The organism is Streptomyces muensis (assembly GCF_021474425.1).
In the GTDB taxonomy this organism is placed as follows: Bacteria; Actinomycetota; Actinomycetes; order Streptomycetales; family Streptomycetaceae; genus Streptomyces; species Streptomyces muensis.
Map to the genome: position 1 here is coordinate 1 of NZ_JAKEIP010000076.1, position 21,423 is coordinate 21,423.

Annotated in this window: 17 protein-coding genes; 16 read left to right on the plus strand and 1 reads right to left on the minus strand. The window is 70.9% G+C overall.

The window, feature by feature from the left end; genetic code table 11:
• Window positions 1-184: 184 nt before the first annotated feature.
• The 6 genes from L0P92_RS19710 to L0P92_RS19735 all read left to right on the plus strand — a co-directional run bounded on the left by L0P92_RS19710 (window position 185) and on the right by L0P92_RS19735 (window position 7,348).
• On the plus strand, window positions 185-781 hold the full coding sequence (locus tag L0P92_RS19710) for a CGNR zinc finger domain-containing protein (RefSeq protein ID WP_234764112.1): 597 nt from the start codon (window positions 185-187) through the stop codon (window positions 779-781).
• Window positions 782-1,100: 319 nt separating this feature from the next.
• A complete protein-coding gene (locus tag L0P92_RS19715; protein WP_010039908.1) occupies window positions 1,101-1,622 on the plus strand; it encodes a sigma-70 family RNA polymerase sigma factor in 522 nt (173 codons plus the stop codon).
• 59 nt (window positions 1,623-1,681) lie between these two features.
• Entirely contained in the window at window positions 1,682-2,458 is a 777-nt protein-coding gene (locus tag L0P92_RS19720) for an anti-sigma factor family protein (protein WP_234764113.1), read from the plus strand.
• A 70-nt stretch (window positions 2,459-2,528) separates the two neighbouring features.
• Entirely contained in the window at window positions 2,529-4,967 is a 2,439-nt protein-coding gene (locus L0P92_RS19725; RefSeq protein ID WP_234764114.1) for a HelD family protein, read from the plus strand.
• Window positions 4,968-5,283: 316 nt separating this feature from the next.
• A complete protein-coding gene (locus L0P92_RS19730) occupies window positions 5,284-6,708 on the plus strand; it encodes an NAD-dependent malic enzyme (RefSeq protein WP_234764115.1) in 1,425 nt (474 codons plus the stop codon).
• Between the two features lie 358 nt (window positions 6,709-7,066).
• A complete protein-coding gene (locus tag L0P92_RS19735) occupies window positions 7,067-7,348 on the plus strand; it encodes an HU family DNA-binding protein (protein ID WP_007498188.1) in 282 nt (93 codons plus the stop codon).
• Between the two features lie 128 nt (window positions 7,349-7,476).
• Here L0P92_RS19735 and murA read toward each other — a convergent pair whose 3' ends face one another.
• The gene (gene murA / locus L0P92_RS19740) at window positions 7,477-8,817 is read right to left on the minus strand and encodes a UDP-N-acetylglucosamine 1-carboxyvinyltransferase (protein ID WP_217214737.1); all 1,341 of its coding nucleotides are present in this window, start codon (window positions 8,815-8,817) and stop codon (window positions 7,477-7,479) included.
• A 253-nt stretch (window positions 8,818-9,070) separates the two neighbouring features.
• Here murA and L0P92_RS19745 point away from each other — a divergent pair, with 253 nt between their 5' ends.
• The 10 genes from L0P92_RS19745 (at window position 9,071) to L0P92_RS19790 (ending at window position 21,423) form a co-directional block, all read left to right on the plus strand.
• Window positions 9,071-9,643, plus strand: a complete 573-nt coding sequence (locus L0P92_RS19745) for a YqgE/AlgH family protein (RefSeq protein WP_234764116.1) — start codon at window positions 9,071-9,073, stop codon at window positions 9,641-9,643.
• A gap of 29 nt (window positions 9,644-9,672) precedes the next feature.
• Window positions 9,673-9,966, plus strand: coding sequence for a DUF3039 domain-containing protein (locus tag L0P92_RS19750; protein ID WP_234764117.1), 294 nt, complete (start codon window positions 9,673-9,675; stop codon window positions 9,964-9,966).
• A gap of 185 nt (window positions 9,967-10,151) precedes the next feature.
• Window positions 10,152-11,444, plus strand: coding sequence for an extracellular solute-binding protein (locus L0P92_RS19755; RefSeq protein ID WP_234764118.1), 1,293 nt, complete (start codon window positions 10,152-10,154; stop codon window positions 11,442-11,444).
• On the plus strand, window positions 11,441-12,418 hold the full coding sequence (locus L0P92_RS19760; protein ID WP_234764119.1) for a carbohydrate ABC transporter permease: 978 nt from the start codon (window positions 11,441-11,443) through the stop codon (window positions 12,416-12,418). The genes L0P92_RS19755 and L0P92_RS19760 overlap by 4 nt, the downstream gene beginning before the upstream one ends.
• Window positions 12,415-13,257 carry a carbohydrate ABC transporter permease gene (locus L0P92_RS19765; RefSeq protein ID WP_234764120.1) on the plus strand — a complete coding sequence of 281 codons (843 nt, stop codon included), beginning with the start codon at window positions 12,415-12,417 and terminating at the stop codon, window positions 13,255-13,257. The genes L0P92_RS19760 and L0P92_RS19765 overlap by 4 nt, the downstream gene beginning before the upstream one ends.
• A 14-nt stretch (window positions 13,258-13,271) precedes the next feature.
• Window positions 13,272-14,897 (plus strand): beta-N-acetylhexosaminidase, encoded by a 1,626-nt coding sequence (locus L0P92_RS19770; RefSeq protein ID WP_234764121.1) that lies wholly within the window; start codon window positions 13,272-13,274, stop codon window positions 14,895-14,897.
• A 224-nt stretch (window positions 14,898-15,121) separates the two neighbouring features.
• Window positions 15,122-16,015, plus strand: a complete 894-nt coding sequence (locus L0P92_RS19775; RefSeq protein ID WP_234764122.1) for an FAD binding domain-containing protein — start codon at window positions 15,122-15,124, stop codon at window positions 16,013-16,015.
• Entirely contained in the window at window positions 16,012-17,628 is a 1,617-nt protein-coding gene (locus tag L0P92_RS19780) for a 2Fe-2S iron-sulfur cluster-binding protein (protein ID WP_234764123.1), read from the plus strand. The genes L0P92_RS19775 and L0P92_RS19780 overlap by 4 nt, the downstream gene beginning before the upstream one ends.
• Window positions 17,625-19,934 carry a xanthine dehydrogenase family protein molybdopterin-binding subunit gene (locus L0P92_RS19785; protein WP_234764124.1) on the plus strand — a complete coding sequence of 770 codons (2,310 nt, stop codon included), beginning with the start codon at window positions 17,625-17,627 and terminating at the stop codon, window positions 19,932-19,934. The genes L0P92_RS19780 and L0P92_RS19785 overlap by 4 nt, the downstream gene beginning before the upstream one ends.
• 274 nt (window positions 19,935-20,208) lie before the next feature.
• Window positions 20,209-21,423 (plus strand): SUKH-4 family immunity protein, encoded by a 1,215-nt coding sequence (locus L0P92_RS19790; RefSeq protein ID WP_234764125.1) that lies wholly within the window; start codon window positions 20,209-20,211, stop codon window positions 21,421-21,423.

A 21,423-nucleotide genomic window follows, 5' to 3' on the forward strand; every position in this document is an offset into this window, starting at 1 on the left:
CCCCGCCAGGGGGCCTTGCCCCCTGGACCCCCGCTGTCGGCCCTCCGGGCCTCGTCCTCAAACGCCGGACGGGCTGAAAATGCCTGACCGGCCCGGGCGCGAGGGGTTCCGGCTCCGGCAGTGGGCAGGCACTGTTAGAGGGAACGGTTCCCCCGGCGGGTGACCCCTAGGCGGTGACAGGCACATGGCACTGGGTACGGCCACGGGCGCGTACGAGCTGCGGTTCGGTGCGGGGCGGCTCTGTCTGGATCTTCTGGCGACCACGCATCCCGACGAACATCTGGACTCCGTCGAGGTGTTGTGCGCCTGGATCGTCGGGGCCGGGCTGGTTCCGGCGGGCACCCCGCTCGGGCATGCCGACGCCTCCTGGCTCGTCGACTTCCGTGAACTGCGCGGACGTATCGGACAGTTGGTGCGGGGCGGTCTCCATGCCGAGCCCTGGCCGTCGTACGACATCGCGCTCGGGCGGGTGAACGACATCGCGCTCGCCGCGCCGCCGGCCCCCCGCGCCGTACGGAGTGAGGACGGCACCCTCGTCCGGGAGCTGGACCACCCGCCCGAGTGCGCCGCCCTGCTCGGTGCCGTCGCCCGGGACGCCGTCGAACTGCTCACCGACCCCGTCGCGCGGGCCGGGCTGAGGGAGTGCGAGGGGGACAACTGCCCGATCGTTTATGTCGATACGTCCCGGGGGCGCAGGAGGCGCTGGTGCTCCAGTGAGGTCTGCGGGAACCGGGAAAGGGTCGCCCGGCATCGTCGTCGCGCCGCCCTCGCGCGAGCCTGACAGTCCGTTATGCCGCTTCTGTGGAACGGGCGTCGAAGTGATTTCGATTACATGCCGTTTACCTACGCACCCGTAGGGAAGGCCTCGATCGATCTTGCCGATGTGACGGAAATGTAAAGATCGCGCGGTAGGAATGTGCTGCCATGTCCCGCTCGTCACGTCACTCCGAAGAAAAGTGTCGCCTCGGTTTGAACACTCAACGGGCCGCTTCCGTACGGGTGGTCGAGCGACCGACTGGGGGAACCCCCGGACATCGGAGGTGGGCGTGCGCAAGGATTCCGTCGTGGCCAATGAACGTGGATCGAGGGCCCGACATCGCATGTCCCAGCCCTCGGAACCTGATGAGGAGCTGATGCGTGCGCTGTACAGAGAGCACGCCGGACCCCTCCTCGCGTATGTCCTTCGACTGGTCGCCGGTGACCGGCAACGAGCAGAGGACGTTGTGCAGGAGACGCTCATCCGTGCCTGGAAGAACGCCGGACAGCTCAATCGAGCGACCGGATCGGTACGCCCCTGGCTGGTGACGGTCGCCCGGCGCATCGTCATCGACGGCCACCGCAGCCGGCAGGCCCGGCCGCAGGAGGTCGATCCGTCGCCGCTGGAGGTCATCCCCGCGGAGGACGAGATCGACAAGGCGCTGTGGCTGATGACGCTGTCGGACGCACTCGACGACCTGACCCCCGCCCACCGGGAGGTCCTGGTCGAGACGTACTTCAAGGGGCGTACGGTCAACGAGGCGGCCGAGACGCTGGGCATACCCAGCGGCACCGTTCGCTCCAGGGTGTTCTATGCCCTGCGGTCGATGAAGCTGGCTCTGGAGGAGCGGGGGGTGACGGCGTGATGAGTGTGTACGGGGGAAACCAGGGATTCGGGATGGGCGGTTCGGGTATGTCTGGACCCATGCAGGGACATTCGGCCCCGAGCGAGCACGAGACCGTCGGCGCCTACGCCCTCGGGATCCTCGACGACGCCGAGGCAACCGCTTTCGAGGCCCATCTCGCGACCTGCGAGTGGTGCGCCCAGCAGCTGGACGAGCTCGCCGGGATGGAGCCCATGCTGGCCGCGCTCGCGGACCTGCCCGGCGCCGGCACGCCCGCGATCGGTGACTCCCTGTCCGCCAAGCCGAGCCCGCGTCTGGTGAACAAGCTGGTCGACGAGGTCGCCGAGCGCCGGGCCCAGAAGCGCCGGCGCAGCTTCTACATGGTCGCCGCGGCGGCCGCGCTCATCGTCGGCGGCCCGTTCGTGGCCGTGGCGACCAACGGCGGCGACGGCAGCGGCGGTGGCGCCGAGGGGACCAACACCGTGGCGGCCGCCAACCCCGCCAAGGACCTGTTCGACAGCATCGGGACCAAGGCCTCGGGCAACGACTCGACGACCGGCGTCAGCGCGACCGTCGCCATGTCGGAGAAGCTCTGGGGCACCGAGACGGCCCTGGAGCTCAAGGGCGTCAAGGGGCCGCTCAAGTGCTCCCTGATCTTCGTCAGCAAGGACGGCGAGCGCGAGACGGCCGCCTCCTGGTCCGTCCCGAAGTGGGGCTACGGCATCCCGGACGCCAAGACCGAGCAGGCCAGGAACCCGCTCTACGTCAGCGGCGGCGTGTCCATGTCCCCGGACGACGTGGACCACGTGGAGGTCATGGACTTCGACGGGAACAAGCTCGCAGAGGTCGACGTATAGCGTGCCGTAGCTTTTCCGGGTCCCCTTCGCGTACGGTTGACGGCTGCCCAGCACGTCAGAAGGGGGCCCGGTGGCCGCTCAGGCTCAACAGGAAACCGCGCTCGAAGACTCCCGCAGAGACCGCGAGATCGGCGTCGAACAGGAACACCTGGACCGGGTGTACCGGCGGCTCGAGGAGAAGATCCACGAGGCCGAGTTCCTCATGAACGACGCGGCCAAGCGCGGCCAGGTCGGTACCCCCGGCGCGCTCGCCGAGCGGGACGCGCAGGTCTTCCGAGCGGGTGTCCACCTCAACCGGCTCAACAACGAGTTCGAGGACTTCCTCTTCGGCCGGATCGACCTGCTGCTCGGCAAGGACGGCAAGAAGGGACCCGACGGCGCCTACACCGCCGTCGAGCCCGCCGAGGGCGCGGTCCGCGAGGACAACACCGCCGACATCGCCGAGACCCTGCACATCGGCCGGATCGGCGTGCTCGACCAGGACTACGCCCCGCTGGTCATCGACTGGCGGGCCCCGGCCGCCGCGCCCTTCTACCGCTCCACCCCGGTCGACCCCGGGCGGGTCGTACGGCGCCGGGTCATCCGCTCCAAGGGGCGCCGCGTGCTGGGCGTCGAGGACGACCTGATGCGCCCCGAGCTCAAGGCCTTCCTCGACGGCCACGAACTGGCCGTCATCGGCGACGGCGCCCTCATGGCGGCCCTGGGCCAGGCCCGCAGCCACACCATGCGGGACATCGTGGCCTCCATCCAGGCCGAGCAGGACCTGGTCATCCGCGCGCCCGCCGCCTCCGTGACCTACGTCGAGGGCGGCCCCGGCACCGGCAAGACCGCCGTCGCCCTGCACCGCGCCGCCTACCTGCTCTACCAGGACCGGCGCCGGTACGCGGGCGGCATCCTGATCGTCTCGCCGACCCCGCTGCTGGTGGCGTACACCGAGGGCGTCCTCCCCTCGCTCGGCGAGGAGGGCCAGGTCGCCATCCGCGCGATCGGCTCCCTCGTCGACGGCGCCGAGGCCACGCTCTACGACTCCCCGTCCACGGCCCGCGCCAAGGGCTCGTACCGCATGCTCAAGGTGCTGCGGAAGGCGGCGCGCGGCGCGCTGGAGCTCGGTCCGGGCGGCCGCACCCCGCAGGGCCGGCCCGCCTCCGGCGGCGCGGCGCCCAACCGGACGGGCCAGCTCGCCTTCGGCGACGACCCGGCCGACCACGACACCGGCACACCCGCGCCGGCCCCCGCCGGACCGCCCACCCGGCTGCGCGTGGTCGCCTTCGGCCGCCGTCTCGAACTGGAGGCCGCCGAGCTGGAACGTATCCGCCGCACGGCCCTCGGCGGCACGGCCCCCGTGAACCTGCTGCGCCCGCGCGCCCGCAAGCTGCTGCTCGACGCCCTGTGGGCCCAGTCGGGCGCCGCCACCCGGCACAGCGACCCGGAGCTCGCCGCCGAGCTGCGCTCCTCCTTCGACGAGGACGTCAGTACCGAGGACAGCTTCATCGCCTTCCTCGACGCCTGGTGGCCGGAGCTGACCCCGCGGGCCGTGCTGGCCGCGATGGCCGACGAGCGCCGCCTCGGCCGCTGGGCCCGTCGCGTCCTCAACCCCGGCGAGGTCCGCAAGGTGGCCCGCTCGCTGAGGCGGGACGGCTACTCCGTGCACGACATCGCCATGCTCGACGAGCTCCAGGCGATCCTCGGCACCCCGGCCCGCCCCCGGAAGAAGCGCGACCTCGACCCGCTCGACCAGCTCACCGGCCTCGAGGAGCTGATGCCGGTGCGCGAGGAGTCGCAGCGCGAGCGCGCCGAGCGGCTCGCGGCCGAGCGCGTCGAGTACGCCCACGTCATCGTCGACGAGGCCCAGGACGTCACGCCGATGCAGTGGCGGATGCTCGGGCGCCGGGGCCGGCACGCCACCTGGACGGTCGTCGGCGACCCGGCCCAGTCCTCCTGGTCCGACGTCGACGAGGCCGCCGAGGCCCGGGACGAGGCCCTCGGCACCCGCCCGCGCCGCCGCTTCCAGCTCACCGTGAACTACCGCAACCCGGCCGAGATCGCCCAGCTCGCGGCGAAGGTCCTGGCGCTGGCCATGCCAGGCTCCACCTCACCGTCGGCCGTCCGCTCCACCGGCGTCGAGCCGCGTTTTGTGACAACGAACAATGGAAACAGCACCGTCGTACGGGACTCCCTGGCGCAGACCGTCCGCGAGGAAGCCGCCCGGCTGCTGGACCGTGTCGACGGCACGGTCGGCGTGGTCGTCGCCATGCAGCGGCGCGAGGAGGCGGCCAAGTGGCTGGCCGGGCTCGGCGACCGGGTCGTGGCACTCGGCAGCCTGGAGGCGAAGGGGCTGGAGTACGACGCCACGGTCGTCGTCTCCCCGGCGGAGATCGCGGACGAGTCGCCGGCCGGACTGCGCGTGCTGTACGTCGCGCTGACCCGGGCCACCCAGCAGCTGACGGTGGTGTCCGGGGAGCGGGACGAACCGGACGACTCCGGGGTGCCGGACCTGCTCAGGGATTGATCCGCCAGAACCACTGTTGGGGGAATGGCCTTACGGGATCCGTTTGTTAGCCTGGGTGTGGCACCGGCTCGATCCAAGCCCCCGGGCCCAACCTTCGTCGCTACGAGCGACCACTTGCCGCGAGGCGAGCATGGCGGGCCGGTGTCATGAACGGAGAGAAGAGACCCACGTCATCCAGTGACGTGGGTCTCTTTTCATGAGAAGACGTGGCGAACAATACGTTCGCAATTCAAGCCCGGCTAACTCCTACTCGGCGGTAGGTGCGACGATCGGACGGCATACCCAGCGTCACAGGTGAAAGCAGAGGAAGTCGGCCATGGCAACGGCGCCCAGCGTCTCCTACTCGATGACGGTCCGGCTGGAGGTGCCCGCGAGCGGAACCGCGGTCTCCCAGCTCACCACGGCCGTGGAGTCCCACGGAGGCTCGGTCACCGGCCTCGACGTCACCGCTTCCGGGCACGAGAAGCTCCGTATCGACGTCACCATCGCCGCCACCTCCACGGCGCACGCCGACGAGATCGTCGAGCAGCTGCGCACCATCGAGGGCGTCACGCTCGGCAAGGTCTCCGACCGTACGTTCCTGATGCACCTCGGCGGCAAGATCGAGATGGCGTCCAAGCACCCCATCCGCAACCGTGACGACCTGTCCATGGTCTACACGCCGGGCGTGGCCCGCGTCTGCATGGCCATCGCCGAGAACCCCGAGGACGCGCGCCGCCTCACCATCAAGCGCAACTCCGTTGCGGTTGTGACGGACGGCTCGGCGGTGCTGGGCCTCGGCAACATCGGCCCGAAGGCCGCGCTGCCCGTCATGGAGGGCAAGGCGGCCCTCTTCAAGCGGTTCGCCGGCATCGACGCCTGGCCGATCTGCCTCGACACCCAGGACACCGACGCGATCGTCGAGATCGTCAAGGCCATCGCCCCCGGGTTCGCCGGCATCAACCTGGAGGACATCTCCGCGCCCCGCTGCTTCGAGATCGAGGCCCGGCTGCGCGAGGCCCTCGACATCCCCGTCTTCCACGACGACCAGCACGGCACCGCGATCGTCGTCCTCGCCGCCCTCACCAACGCACTTCGCGTCGCGGGCAAGGCGATTGAGAACATCCGCGTGGTGATGTCCGGCGCCGGCGCGGCCGGTACGGCCATCCTCAAACTGCTGCTCGCGGCGGGCGTGAAGAACGCCGTCGTCGCCGACATCCACGGCGTCGTGCACGCCGGCCGCGAGGACCTGCGGGAGGCCCCCGCCGACTCGCCGCTGCGTTGGATCGCCGACAACACCAACCCCGAGGGCCTGACCGGCACGCTGAAGGAGGCCGTGCGCGGCGCGGACGTCTTCATCGGCGTCTCCGCCCCGAACGTCCTCGACGGCGACGACGTGGCCGCCATGGCCGACAACGCGATCGTGTTCGCGCTCGCGAACCCCGACCCCGAGGTCGACCCGGCAATCGCCCGTCAGACGGCCGCAGTTGTGGCCACCGGCCGCTCCGACTTCCCGAACCAGATCAACAACGTGCTGGTCTTCCCGGGTGTCTTCCGCGGTCTGCTGGACGCGCAGTCCCGCACGGTCAACACCGACATGATGCTCGCGGCCGCGAAGGCGCTGGCGGACGTGGTGACCGAGGACGAGCTGAACCCGAACTACATCATCCCGAGCGTCTTCAACGACAAGGTCGCGGGCGCGGTCGCCGGCGCGGTGCGCGAGGCCGCGAAGGCCGTCACGACCGCCGGTGCGGGCGAGTAGTCACCGGAAGCAGTGCCTCACGGCCCGCGAAGTGTGCGCGGGCTGTGAGGATCGCCACGGCAAGCCCTTGTACCGGCGCGTCGTGGAACCTGGGGCCTTGGGACGCCGTTTATCGTGACGGCCAAGCTCAGGCCCTCTCTTCGTGTGACTCCCAAGGGTTGTCTCACGACTCCTCCGGGCGCCGGATTGGCTTTCCCGCCGCAGGTAGGGGCAGGATGCGTCTCTGGGCGCGAGGGTCTGACGACGGACCCGGGTCCCGGGTCTCACCGAGGACCCTGGCAGCATCGACATCGCTGTGCCCGACATGCGGCCCCGCCGCGTGGCACGCCTCAAGGCAAATGAACACGGGAGTAACAACATGAACCGCAGTGAGCTGGTGGCCGCGCTGGCCGACCGCGCCGAGGTGACCCGCAAGGACGCCGACGCCGTGCTGGCCGCGTTCGCCGAGACCGTCGGCGAGGTTGTCGCCAAGGGCGACGAGAAGGTCACCATCCCTGGCTTCCTGACCTTCGAGCGCACCCACCGTGCCGCTCGCACCGCCCGCAACCCGCAGACCGGCGACCCGATCCAGATCCCGGCCGGCTACAGCGTGAAGGTCTCCGCGGGCAGCAAGCTCAAGGAAGCCGCCAAGGGTAAGTGACCTTGCCGTCTGTACGCCACGGGACGGCGTGCGGCTTGTAGAACGCCGATGGGGCGGCGCCCGGTTCTCGGGTGCCGCCCCATCGTGGTTGCTCTCACCAATGGCCTCAAACGCCGGCCGGGCTGGAACTACCCCAGCGCCTTGCCCGGCAACTCGACCTTCGCTCCGAGCTCCACGAGCTTCTCCATGAAGTTCTCGTAGCCGCGGTTGATGAGGTCGATGCCGTGGACCCGGGACGTGCCCTGGGCGGCGAGGGCGGCGATGAGGTAGGAGAAGCCGCCGCGGAGGTCGGGGATGACCAGGTCGGCGCCCTGGAGCTTGGTCGGGCCGGAGACGACGGCGGAGTGCAGGAAGTTGCGCTGGCCGAAGCGGCAGTCGGAGCCGCCGAGGCACTCGCGGTAGAGCTGGATGTGGGCGCCCATCTGGTTCAGCGCGGACGTGAAGCCGAGGCGGGACTCGTAGACCGTCTCGTGGATGATGGACAGGCCCGTGGCCTGCGTCAGGGCGACCACCAGCGGCTGCTGCCAGTCCGTCTGGAAGCCCGGGTGCACGTCCGTTTCGAGGGCGATGGACTTCAACTGGCCACCGGGGTGCCAGAAACGGATGCCCTCGTCGTCGATCTCGAAGGCACCGCCCACCTTCCGGTAGGTGTTGAGGAACGTCATCATCGAGCGCTGCTGGGCGCCGCGGACGTAGATGTTGCCCTCGGTCGCCAGCGCCGCGGACGCCCAGGAGGCGGCCTCCAGGCGGTCCGGGAGGGCGCGGTGGGTGTAGCCGCCGAGGCTGTCCACACCGGTGACGCGGATGGTGCGGTCGGTATCCATCGCGATGATGGCGCCCATCTTCTGCAGGACGCAGATGAGGTCCTCGATCTCCGGCTCCACGGCCGCGTTCGAGAGCTCGGTGACGCCTTCGGCGAGGACGGCCGTCAGCAGGACCTGCTCGGTCGCGCCCACGGACGGGTAGGGCAGCCGGATCTTCGTGCCGCGCAGCCGCTGCGGAGCCTCCAGGTACTGGCCGTCGGCGCGCTTCTCGATCGTCGCGCCGAACTGCCGCAGCACCTCGAAGTGGAAGTCGATGGGCCGGCCGCCGATGTCACAGCCGCCGAGACCCGGGATGAAGGCGTGCCCGAGGCGGTGCAGCAGCGGACCGCAGAGCAGGATCGGGATACGGCTCGAACCCGCGTGGGCATCGATGTCAGCGACGTTGGCGCTCTCCACGTGGGAGGGGTCCATCACCAGTTCGCCAGGTTCCTCACCCGGACGGACCGTCACCCCGTGCAACTGGAGCAGACCGCGTACGACCCGCACGTCACGGATGTCCGGCACGTTGCGCAGTCGACTTGGCGCGCTGCCCAGCAGGGCAGCCACCATGGCCTTCGGTACGAGGTTCTTCGCACCGCGGACACGGATCTCGCCCTCCAGCGGGGTTCCGCCGTGGACAAGCAGGACATCGTCGTTGACGGTCATGTATCTCGCGTTCCGATGAGTTGGGCAGGGGCCAGAAGGGAAAGGGTAATGGCCGCCGACCCCCCTTCAGTAAGCCCAAGGGCGGCTCAGGAACGTCATAGCTCTGTCACAACACGAACGGTTCTCCCTCGGGCACGAGCGGTCACCGCCCAGCCCGTGCGCCGGGCGGCGCTTCCGTCCGCCCTGAGCTGCGTTCACTCCCGAACCGGCATTGCCTCCCCACAGGAAGGGAAGATGCGGGATCATGTCTGGCATGACCGAGGTGTCCTCGCTCACAGGGCGGTTGCTCGTGGCAACGCCCGCCCTGGCGGACCCGAACTTCGACCGTGCGGTGGTGCTCCTTCTCGACCACGACGAGGAGGGCTCCCTCGGTGTCGTCCTCAACCGTCCGACCCCGGTGGACGTGGGCGACATCCTGGAGGGCTGGGCGGATCTCGCCGGTGAGCCCGGTGTCGTCTTCCAGGGCGGCCCGGTGTCCCTGGACTCGGCACTCGGCGTCGCCGTCATCCCCGGCGACTCGAACGGCGAGAGCGCCCCGCTGGGCTGGCGCCGGGTGCACGGTGCGATCGGGCTCGTGGACCTGGAGGCGCCGCCGGAACTGCTCGCCTCGGCCGTCGGCTCCCTGCGGATCTTCGCCGGGTACGCCGGCTGGGGACCCGGCCAGCTGGAGGACGAGCTGGTGGAGGGCGCCTGGTACGTCGTCGAGTCCGAGCCCGGGGACGTCTCCTCGCCGTCGCCGGAAAGACTCTGGCGCGAGGTCCTGCGCCGACAGCGCAACGAGCTCGCGATGGTGGCCACGTACCCGGACGACCCTTCGCTCAACTGATGCGTGTGAGCTTCAGTACTCTTGGCGGTATGAGCACTCTCGAGCCCGAGCGCGGGACTGGTACGGGGACCCTCGTCGAGCCCACGCCGCAGACTTCCCACGGCGACGGCGACCACGAGCGCTTCGCCCACTACGTCCAGAAGGACAAGATCATGGCGAGCGCCCTCGACGGGACCCCCGTCGTGGCGCTGTGCGGCAAGGTCTGGGTGCCCGGCCGCGACCCGAAGAAGTACCCGGTGTGTCCCATGTGCAAGGAGATCTACGAGTCCATGGGCGCCGGCGGCGACGACAAGGGCAAGGGCAAGGGCGGCGACAAGAAGTAGTCCCCCCGGTCTGAGGTCCGCGAAGGCCCCCGGGGCGCGTTTCGGCGCGCCCCGGGGGCCTTCGCGTGTCACGAAGTGGTTGAGACCTCTTGTGGACATGTTCACGCAGTCCCTAGGCTCCGTTGCGTTGTGCAGAGCGAAACCGTCATTGCATATGCTGCAACGCACGCCCGGAGGACCGCTCCATGAAGCTCGCCCCCAGACTCGCCGTACTGCTCACCGCCCTGGCCGTCACCGCCTGCGCCCCGCAGACCTCCACCAACTCCTCCTCCGACAAGGACGACAAGACCGGAACCCTGCGGGTCTGGCTCTTCCAGGAGGTCGGCAACAAGCCGAAGGAGAAGGTCGTCGACTCCGTCGTCACCGCCTTCGAGAAGGCCCACGACGGCACGAAGGTCGACGTCGAGTACATCCCGGTCGAGACCCGCGCCCAGCGCGTCAAAGCCGCCTTCAACGACCCGGCCTCCGCGCCCGACGTCATGGAGTACGGCAACACCGACACCGCCGGCTATGTGAAGGACGGCGGACTCCTCGACGTCACGAAGGAGTTCGGTGACTGGACCGAGTCGAAGGACACCGACCCCACCGCCAGGCAGTCCGTCACCGTGGCAGGCAAGGTCTACGGCGCCCCGTTCTACGTCGGCGTCCGCGCCCTGTACTACCGCACGGACGTCTTCGAGGAACTCGGCCTCGAAGTGCCGAGGACCATGGCCGAGTTGGCGACCACGGCCCGCGAGATCCGCGCCGCGAAGCCCGAGCTGTACGGGCTCGTGGTGGGCGGGGCGTACACCTACGGCGCGATGCCGTTCGTCTGGGCCAACGGCGGTGAACTCGCCACCGGCAAGGGCGACTCGTACACCTCCGCCATCGACAGCGCCGCCGCCCGCAAGGGCATCAAGGCGTACACGTCCCTCTTCGGCGACGACAACTGTCCCGCCGCCAAGTGCGCCGGCATGGGCGGCAACGACACGATCACCGCGTTCGCGGCCGGCAAGGCGGGGATGGCGATCGGCGGCGACTTCAGCCATGCGGCCGTGGAGGCCGGGAAGGTGAAGGGCAAGTACGCGGTCGTGCCGCTGCCAGGGGTGAAGGCCGGGTCCGTCGCGCCGGCGTTCGCCGGGGGCAACAACATCGGTGTCCTGAAGAGCACCTCGCACCGGACGCTGGCGGTTCAGCTGATGGAGCAGCTGGCCTCGAAGAAGACGCAGGCGTCGATGTTCGAGGCGATGGGGTTCCTGCCGACGTTCGGGGACGTGCGGGAGAAGGCGGCGGCGGAGAAGCCGTACGTGAAGCCGTTCGTCGAGACGCTGGCGTCCGGGACGAAGTTCGTGCCCGCGTCGCCCGCGTGGTCGGAGATCGACTCTTCTCTTGTGCTGCCGACGATGTTGCAGGAGGTCATCAGCGGTAAGAAGGATGTGGCCGGGGCCACGGGGGATGCGGCGCGGAAGATGGATGAGGCGTTTGGCTCCGCCGGATGATGCGGTCGCCTAGTAGCTCGGGGGTTGTGGAGCGTCGGCGGGTGCGGGTGGGTCGTGGCTTGTCGCGCAGTTCCCCGCGCCCCTATGGGCGTTCCCGTGGGCGGAGTCAAAAGGTTCCCTGGCTCTATCTCGCCCCCGCCCTTGTCCTTCTCGGCGGGCTGCTCGTCTATCCCATCTATCAGCTCGGGCTGATCTCGTTCTTCGAGTACACGCAGGCTCAGGTAAGCGGTGGGGAGCCCACGACCTTCCAGGGGTTCGGGAACTACGCGGAGCTGTTCTCGGACTCGCAGTTCTGGCAGGTGCTGCTCGCCACGGTCGTCTTCGCGGCGGCGTGTGTCGTGTCGACGCTCGCCGTCGGGTGTGCGCTCGCCGTACTGCTGACGCGCGTGCGGGCCGTGCCGCGGCTGGCGTTGATGCTGGCCGCGCTCGGAGCGTGGGCGACTCCCGCCATCACCGGGTCGACGGTGTGGTTGTTCCTGTTCGATCCGGACTTCGGGCCGCTGAACCGGCTGCTGGGGCTCGGGGACTACTCCTGGACGTACGGACGGCTCAGTGCCTTCTTTCTGGTGCTGCTCGAAGTGGTGTGGTGCTCCTTCCCGTTCGTGATGGTGACGGTGTACGCCGGGATCCGGGCCGTCCCGGCCGAGGTGCTGGAGGCCGCCGCGCTGGACGGGGCCTCGCAGTGGCGGATCTGGCGGTCGGTGCTGACGCCGATGCTGCGGCCGATCCTGGTGGTCGTCACCATCCAGTCGGTCATCTGGGACTTCAAGGTCTTCACGCAGATCTATGTGATGACCAACGGCGGCGGCATCGCGGGCCAGAACCTCGTGCTGAACGTGTACGCCTATCAGAAGGCGTTCGCGTCCTCGCAGTACAGCCTCGGCTCGGCGATCGGCGTGGTGATGCTGCTGATCCTGCTGGCGGTGACGCTGGTGTATCTGCGGCTGCTGCGCAGGCAGGGGGAGGAGATATGAGGTCGGTGACATGGTTCCGGCGGCCCTGGCGGCTGTTCGCCGAGGCGTCCGCGCTGCTGATCGCCGTGGTGGTGGCGTTTCCGCTGTACTGGATGGTGCTCAGCGCCTTCAAACCGGCCGGGGAGATCGAGTCGAGCGAGCCACGGCCGTGGACGGCGGCGCCCTCCCTTGATTCCTTCCGGCGGGTCTTCGAGCAGAACGAATTCGGCCGGTACTTCCTCAACAGCCTTGTCGTCGCGTGCAGTGTCGTGATCGTCTCGGCGCTGATCGCGTTTCTCGCCGCGACCGCGGTGACACGATTCCGGTTCCGCTTCCGGACCACCCTGCTGATCATGTTTCTGGTGGCCCAGATGGTGCCGGTCGAGGCCCTGACGATCCCGCTGTTCTTCCTCATGCGGGACTTCGGTCAGCTGAACACGCTCGGGTCGCTGATCCTGCCGCACATCGCCTTCTCGCTGCCGTTCGCGATCTGGATGCTGCGGGGGTTTGTGAAGGCCGTTCCCGAGGCGTTGGAGGAAGCCGCGTACATCGACGGGGCGAGCCGGTCGCGATTCCTGTGGCAGATCCTTTTCCCGCTGGTCTTCCCCGGGCTCGTGGCCACCAGCGTTTTCTCCTTCATCTCCGCCTGGAACGACTTCCTGTTCGCCAAGTCCTTCATCATCAGCGACACCTCGCAGTCCACCCTGCCGATGGCCCTGCTCGTCTTCTACAAGCCGGACGAGCCGGACTGGGGTGGTGTGATGGCGGCCTCCACGGTGATGACGATTCCGGTGCTGATCTTCTTCGTGCTCGTGCAGCGCCGGCTGGTGTCGGGGCTGGGCGGAGCGGTCAAGGACTGAAAGGCTGATCATTCATGGACCTCATTCCGGCACCCCTCCAGGCGCAGTGGGCCGAGGGTTTCCACGAACTCGGCGACGGCTTCGGGATCGAGGCCGGGCCGGGCACCGAGGACACCGCGCGATGGCTGCGCGCGACGCTCGGCGCGGCGGCCGGGCTCGCGCTGCCGCCCAAGAGGGGGGACGAGTACGACGTCCTGCACCTGTCCGTCCGGCCCGGCCTCGACGCCGAGGCCTACCGCCTCGTCATCGCCCCTCATGGCGTCCACATCCAGGGCGGCTCGCCCGCCGGTGTCTTCTGGGGCGCCCAGACGCTGCGCCAGCTTCTCGGCCCCGACGCCTTCCGGCGCGCACCCCTTCCCGGCCGTACCTGGCGGCTGCCCCTGACGGAGATCCGGGACTCCCCCCGCTTCCGCTGGCGCGGCCTCATGCTCGACGTGGCCCGGCACTTCATGCCCAAGGACGGCGTCCTGCGCTACCTGGACCTGATGGCCGCCCACAAACTCAACGTCTTCCACTTCCATCTGACGGACGACCAGGGCTGGCGCGTCGAGATCAGGAAGTACCCGCGGCTCACCGAGGTCGGCTCCTGGCGGGTGCGCACGAAATTCGGCCATCGGGCCTCCCCGCTGTGGGAGGAGAAGCCGCACGGTGGCTACTACACCCAGGACGACATCCGCGAGATCGTCGCGTACGCCGCCGAGCGGCATATCACGGTCGTCCCCGAAATCGACGTACCCGGCCACTCGCAGGCCGCCATCGCCGCGTATCCGGAACTCGGCAACACCGACGTCATCGCTGCATCCATTGCAGGGGGCACTCCCCTCTCCGTCTGGGACACCTGGGGCATCAGTCCGAACGTACTCGCTCCCACTGACAACACCCTGCGCTTCTACGAGGGGGTCTTCGAGGAAGTGCTGGAGCTGTTCCCCTCGGAGTTCGTTCATGTCGGGGGTGACGAATGCCTCAAGGACCAGTGGCGGCAGTCGCCGACCGCACAGGAACGCATCAGGGAACTCGGACTGAAGGACGAGGACGAACTCCAGGCGTGGTTCATCGGCCACTTCGACAAGTGGCTGACCGCGCGCGGGCGCAGGCTCATCGGCTGGGACGAGATCCTGGAGGGCGGCCTCGCGGAAGGGGCGGCCGTGTCGTCCTGGCGCGGGTACGCGGGCGGGATCGCGGCGGCCCGCGCGGGCCACGACGTCGTCATGTGCCCCGAGCAGCAGGTGTACCTGGACCACCGTCAGGACCCGGGCGCCGACGAGCCGGTGCCGATCGGCTATGTGCGCACCCTGGAGGACGTCTACCGGTTCGAGCCGGTGCCACCGGAGTTGACGTCCGACGAGGCCCGGCACGTGCTCGGTACGCAGGCCAACCTGTGGACCGAGGTGATGGAGGACCCCGCGCGCGTGGACTACCAGGCCTTCCCGCGCCTCGCCGCCTTCGCCGAGGTCGCCTGGAGCAGCCTGCCGGCCCCGGCGGAACGGGACTTCGCCGCCTTCGAGCGGCGGATGGCCGCCCACTACGGGCGACTTGACGCCCTGGGGGTCGCCTACCGTCCGCCGACGGGACCGCGGCCGTGGCAGCGGCGCCCCGGGGTCCTCGGCCGCCCGATCGACGGCCCACCCCCGAACAGGTAATTGAAAAAACCGGCAAGGGGTCACCGAAGAGTGTCAATCGGTAAACACCGGTGATGCCGTACGAAAACGGACCATCTCCCCGATGAGGTGGGCGAATGCCTCCTAGCGGACCCCTGTCCTCGGGTCCTGCGAAGATGTGCCAGAGTTGCCACGTCCGCCCTGTCAGCACGTACCGTACGGCAGCACAGGTGGGACCAGGTGGGGCAGCGGAAGGGGCAGCCGGTTTGACCACGAGCGCACCGCAGGCGGCGCAGGCCGTCACGCTGCCGACGACGCTGGACGAGGCAGTGGCGGCACTGGCCGCCATGCCCGCCGCAGTGCCGGTCGCGGGCGGCACCGACCTCATGGCCGCCGTCAACTCCGGGCAGCTCAGGCCCGCCGCCCTGGTCGGCCTCGGCAAGATCAGCGAGATCCGCGGCTGGCAGTACCAGGACGGTCACGCCCTGCTGGGCGCGGGCCTCACGCACGCGCGTATGGGCCGCCCCGACTTCGCCGCCCTGATCCCGGCGCTCGCGGCCGCCGCCCGCGCCGCGGGCCCGCCGCAGATCCGCAACGCGGGCACCCTGGGCGGCAACATCGCCTCGGCGTCCCCGACCGGTGACGCGCTCCCGGTCCTCGCCGCCCTCGAAGCGACCCTGATCATCGCGGGCCCGGGCGGAGCCCGCCGGGAGATCCCGGTGTCGCACCTGCTGGCCGGCATGGACATGCTGCGGGCCGGCGAACTCATCGGCTACGTGCGCGTGCCGCTGCTGCACGCCCCGCAGGTCTTCCTCAAGGCCACCGGCCGCACCGGCCCGGGGCGCGCCATGGCGTCCGTCGCGGTCGTGCTCGACCCGGCCCGGCGTGGCATCAGGTGCGCCGTGGGCGCCATAGCGCCGATGCCGCTGCGGCCGCTGGACGCCGAGCACTGGGTCGCCCAGCTGATCGACTGGGACAACAACCGCGCGATCGTCCCCGAGGCCCTGAACGCCTTCGGGGAGTACGTCGCCGCGGCCTGCATCCCGGACCCGGCCCCGGCCGAGGACGGCTCCGTACCGCAGCATCCGCCCGCCGTACTGCACCTGCGGCGCACCGTCGCCGCGCTGGCCCGACGAGCACTGGGGAGGGCGCTGTCGTGACCGACGACCAGCACCAAGAGGGCACGCCCCAGGGCGGCGGCCGCTGGGACCCGCTGCCCCAGGGCGACTACGACGACGGCGCCACCGCCTTCGTCAAACTTCCCGAAGGGGGCATCGACGCCCTCCTGGCCTCCTCGGACACCCCGCTCGCCGCGCGCGGCCACGGCTATGTGCCGCCGCAGATAACGGCCGCACCGGGAACGCCCGGGGGCGCCGACCCCGCGGCACCGGGCGGCTGGCCGGCCGCGGGCGCGCCCGGCGACGGCAGCCAGTGGCCCGACCCGAACGCCATGGCGCAGGGCACCGGCCAGTTCGCGTACAACCCCGGGGCGACCCAGCAGTGGGACTTCTCGGAGACCGCGCAGGGCCAGGCCGGCCGGGCGGGGCACGAGACCGCCGCCACGCCCGGTCATGACGTCACCGGACAGTGGTCGATCCCCGTCGCCGACGGCGACCTTCCGGACGAATCGGGCGAGTTCACCACGTCGTCGCTCGTCGAGCAGTGGGGCGGAACCCCTCCGGCCACCCTGCCGGGCGGCGCGCCCGCACCCTGGGCGACGCAGCCGACCGGACAGCCGTGGGGCGAGCAGGCCGAGGCCGCGGCGACGGCCGAGGAAGCGGTGGGAACCGGGCACGTGCCCGGGCAGCCCGGCCACCCCGACGCGTACTCCGGCGAGCAGCCTGTACCGCACCCGCACGAGCAGCCGGCCGCGGGCGCGCCCGAGTTCACGCCTCAGGCACCCGCCGAGGACTCCGCCGAGAGCCCCTCAGAGCCCGCACAGGCCGCACAGGCCGCTCCCGGGGCCGGTGAGGCCGCCCCGGACACCCAGGGCGCCCCGGAAGCCGCGGAGGGCCCGGCAGAGGCTTCCGCCGAGACCGCCCCGGCCGACGACGGCGACCCCGCCCCGGAGCCCGCCGGGGAAGCGGCACGGACCGCCGCCTCCGACGACGTACCGGCACCGGTGCCCACCGGTGAGGAACACCCCCTCGCCTCCTACGTCCTGCGCGTCAACGGCGTCGACCGGCCCGTCTCGGACGCCTGGATCGGCGAGTCGCTGCTCTACGTGCTGCGTGAGCGGCTCGGCCTCGCGGGCGCCAAGGACGGCTGCTCGCAGGGCGAGTGCGGGGCCTGCAACGTGCAGGTCGACGGACGGCTCGTGGCGTCCTGCCTGGTGCCCGCCGTGACCGCGGCCGGCAGCGAGGTCCGCACCGTCGAGGGCCTCGCCGAGGACGGGCAGCCCTCCGACGTGCAGCGCGCGCTCGCGCGGTGCGGCGCCGTGCAGTGCGGCTTCTGCGTGCCGGGCATGGCGATGACCGTGCACGACCTGCTGGAGGGCAACCCGGCGCCCACCGAGATGGAGACCCGCCAGGCACTCTGCGGCAACCTCTGCCGTTGCTCCGGCTACCGGGGTGTGGTGGAGGCCGTCAAGGAGGTCGTCGCCGAACGCGAGGCCCACACGGCGACCGGCGACGGCGAACAGGACGGCGACGAGCCCCGTATCCCTCACCAGGCGGGCCCCGGGGCCGGCGGGGTCAACCCGTCGGCGTTCGAGCCACGGGGCGCCGGGGGACCGCATGACCAGGCGTACGGACAGGACGGAGGCCAGGCGTGAGCAACGAAGCCGCCACCGCGACCACAGCCGCGGAGGCAGCACCCGCCCCCGAGCCGATCCCGCACGGCCTCGGCGCCTCCCTGCCGGCCGCCGACGCCCGCGCCAAGACCGAGGGCACGTTCCCGTACGCGGCCGACCTGTGGGCCGAGGGCCTGCTGTGGGCGGCCGTACTGCGCTCGCCGCACCCGCACGCGCGCATCAAGTCCATCGACACCACCCACGCGCGCGAGATGCCCGGCGTCCGGGCCGTCGTCACGCACGAGGACGTGCCGGGCAGCCCGCTGCACGGCCGTGGCACGGCGGACCGTCCCGTCTTCGCCTCCGAGGTCGTACGCCACCACGGCGAGCCCATCGCCGCCGTCGCCGCCGACCACCCCGACACCGCGCGGCTGGCCGCCGCCGCCGTCATCGTCGAGTACGAAGTACTCGACCCGGTCACCGACCCCGAACAGGCCTTCGAGGCCGAGCCGCTGCACCCCGACGGCAACCTGATCCGCCACATCCCGCTGCGCCACGGCGACCCCGACGCGGCCGGCGACATCGTGGTCGAGGGCCTGTACCGCATCGGCCGCCAGGACCCGGCCCCCATCGGCGCCGAGGCGGGCCTCGCCGTGCCGCGTCCCGACGGCGGCGTGGAGCTCTACCTGGCCTCCACCGACCCGCACACCGACCGCGACCGCGCCGCCGCCTGCTACGGCCTGGAACCCGAGCGCGTCAAGGTCGTCGTCACCGGCGTCCCCGGCGCCACCGCCGACCGCGAGGACCAGGGCTTCCAGCTGCCGCTCGGCCTGCTGGCGCTGAAGACCGGCTGCCCGGTGAAGCTGACGGCCACGCGCGAGGAGTCCTTCCTCGGCCACGTCCACCGGCACCCCACCCTCCTGCGCTACCGCCACCACGCGGACGCCGAGGGCAGGCTGGTGAAGGTCGAGGCGCAGATCCTGCTGGACGCGGGCGCCTACGCCGACACCTCCTCCGAGGCCCTGGCCGCCGCCGTCGGCTTCGCCTGCGGCCCGTACGTCGTCCCGAACGCCTTCATCGAGGGCTGGGCCGTACGCACCAACAACCCGCCCTCCGGCCACGTCCGCGGCGAGGGCGCCATGCAGGTCTGCGCCGCCTACGAGGCGCAGATGGACAAGCTGGCCAAGAAGCTCGGCGTGGACCCGGCGGAGCTGCGCCTGCGCAACGCCATGGCCACCGGCGACGTACTCCCCACCGGCCAGACGGTGACCTGCCCGGCCCCGGTCGCGGAACTGCTCCAGGCCGTACGGGACCACCCACTGCCCGCCCTCCCCAAGGACACGCCCGAGGACGAGTGGCTGCTGCCCGGCGGCCCCGAGGGCGCGGGCGAACCGGGCGCGGTGCGGCGCGGCGTGGGCTACGGCCTGGGCATGGTGCACATGCTCGGCGCCGAGGGCGCGGACGAGGTCTCCACCGCCACGGTGAAGGTCCACGACGGGGTCGCCACGGTGCTGTGCGCCGCCGTCGAGACCGGCCAGGGCTTCGCGACGCTGGCCCGGCAGATCGTCCAGGACACGCTGGGCATCGACGAGGTGCACGTGGCCCCCGTCGACACCGACCAGCCCCCGGCGGGCGCGGGCTGCCGCGGCCGTCACACCTGGGTGTCGGGCGGCGCGGTGGAGCGTGCGGCCAAGATGGTCCGTACGCAGCTGCTCCAGCCCCTGGCACACAAGTTCGGCATGTCCACCGAGCTGCTCCAGATCACCGACGGCAAGATCACCTCGTACGACGGCGTCCTGTCGACCACCGTGACGGAGGCGCTGGACGGCAAGGAACTGTGGGCCACGGCCCAGTGCCGTCCGCACCCCACCGAACCGCTGAACGAGACCGGCCAGGGCGACGCCTTCGTCGGCATGGCCTTCTGCGCGATCCGCGCGGTCGTCGACGTCGACATCGAGCTGGGCTCGGTCCGCGTGGTCGAGCTGGCGCTCGCCCAGGACGTCGGCCGGGTGCTGAACCCGGCCCAGCTGGAGGCACGGATCGAGGCGGGCGTCACCCAGGGCGTGGGCATCGCGCTCACCGAGAACCTGCGCTCGGCCCGCGGCCTGATCCGCCACCCCGACCTGACGGGCTACTCCCTGCCGACGGCCCTGGACGCCCCCGACATCCGCATCGTGAAGCTCGTCGAGGAACGCGACGTGGTCGCCCCCTTCGGCGCGAAGGCGGTGAGCGCGGTACCGGTGGTCACCTCCCCGGCGGCCATCGCCTCCGCCGTACGCGCGGCGACGGGCCGTCCGGTCAACCGCCTGCCGATCCGCCCGCAGGCGGCGGTCGTGACCGGGCAGTGAGCATGCGCCGCCCCCGAGCCGACAGGGGGCGGCGAGCGTCGAGGTGATTCCGGCGCGAAGGGAACGTTCGAGGGTGCGCCGAGCGTCTACTGAGGTGAAGCGCTGTCAGTGGGTGTGCCGGGCCGGGGTGTTGCCGACGGTCGTGGCGGTCCAGGGGCGTTGTCAGTGGTGGCGCGTAGTGTTCTGGGCAGTGGGGACGGCGGTCGGCTCCTGCGGGCCGGCCGGGCGGCCGTGTCCTGCCCTGGGGCGGTGAGCAAGCGCATGCGGGGGAGCCATGAGCACGACGATCACGACACACGCCGGTGATACGGCGATCATCCTGACCGAGGCCGAGCTGGGGCCGTACATCACGCACGCGGAGACGCGACGCTGGCTGACGGGCCCCGGACTGCCGTACGACAGCGGCGTGTTGAGCTTCGCCGAGCTGTGCCGGGAGGACCGCGAGGGCCGGGAGGTCCTGCGGACCGTGGCGGAGACGGCGGGCGATCCGGACGGCCGGCTGGCGGCGGAGCTGCGCGACCAGCTGGTGATAGGCGGGCTGCTGGGCCCCGGTGGTCTGGCGGCGGAGTCGGTCCTGCTGGACGGTGCGACGGGCGAGATCTCGACGACGTACTTCCTGTACGACCGCCCCGACCTGATGGACCGTCGCGCGCTCGCACCGTCACTGCGGACACTGGTCCGGTTCGCGGAGGCGACGGACGAACTGGCGGGCCTGCGCGGCCAGTTCGCGTCCTACGTCGGACGCTACGGCCCGAAGGCGGTCGCGGAGGCCTCGCGGCACCTGCTGGCCGTGTTCGAGGAGGGCACCGACGGCGAGCCGGCGCCGTTCTGGAAGATGGCCGCGCTGATCCGCCCCCTGGCGCTGGTGGCCGGCCGGGCCGGGGCGTCGGGGCTGGCCCTGGACCTTCCCTCGCGCCTGCTGGACCAGGAGTTCGGGCAGGGCAAGGTGGTGCGTTTCGAGGAGGTCGACTTCCCCGCCACGCTCACCCACGAACCGACCCGACGCTTCCTGCGCGAGGTGGGCCTGCCGGAGAACGGCTTCCTGTTCTCGCTGGACACGGACGTGCCGCTGCAGACGCTGGCCGAGTACCACGCCGACGAGGAGTGGGCCGACGAACTCCCCGCCGGGGCCGGCCGCTTGATACGCCTCGGCCATCTCGTCGAGGACAACAGCCTGGTCATCGACGGCGCGACGGGCGCGGTCCTGAACTGGAGCGAGCCCGAGGCGAGACTGTTCCCCCTGAACACCGACGTCTCGACCCTCGCCTTCACGCTCTGGCTGCTCCACCGCGAGCAGGCGATCGACGAGGAGTCCGGCCACGAGCTGACGACCCCCGACACCTACGACCAACTGGCCATCACGATGCTCCAGGTCCTGTCGGCGGTCGACCCGACCGGCCTGCGGGCCGACGACGGCCGGCACTACTGGACGGAGGTGTTCCAGGACGAGGCGAGCGGGGTCTTCGAGTCCGTGGGCGGGGTGTGGTGA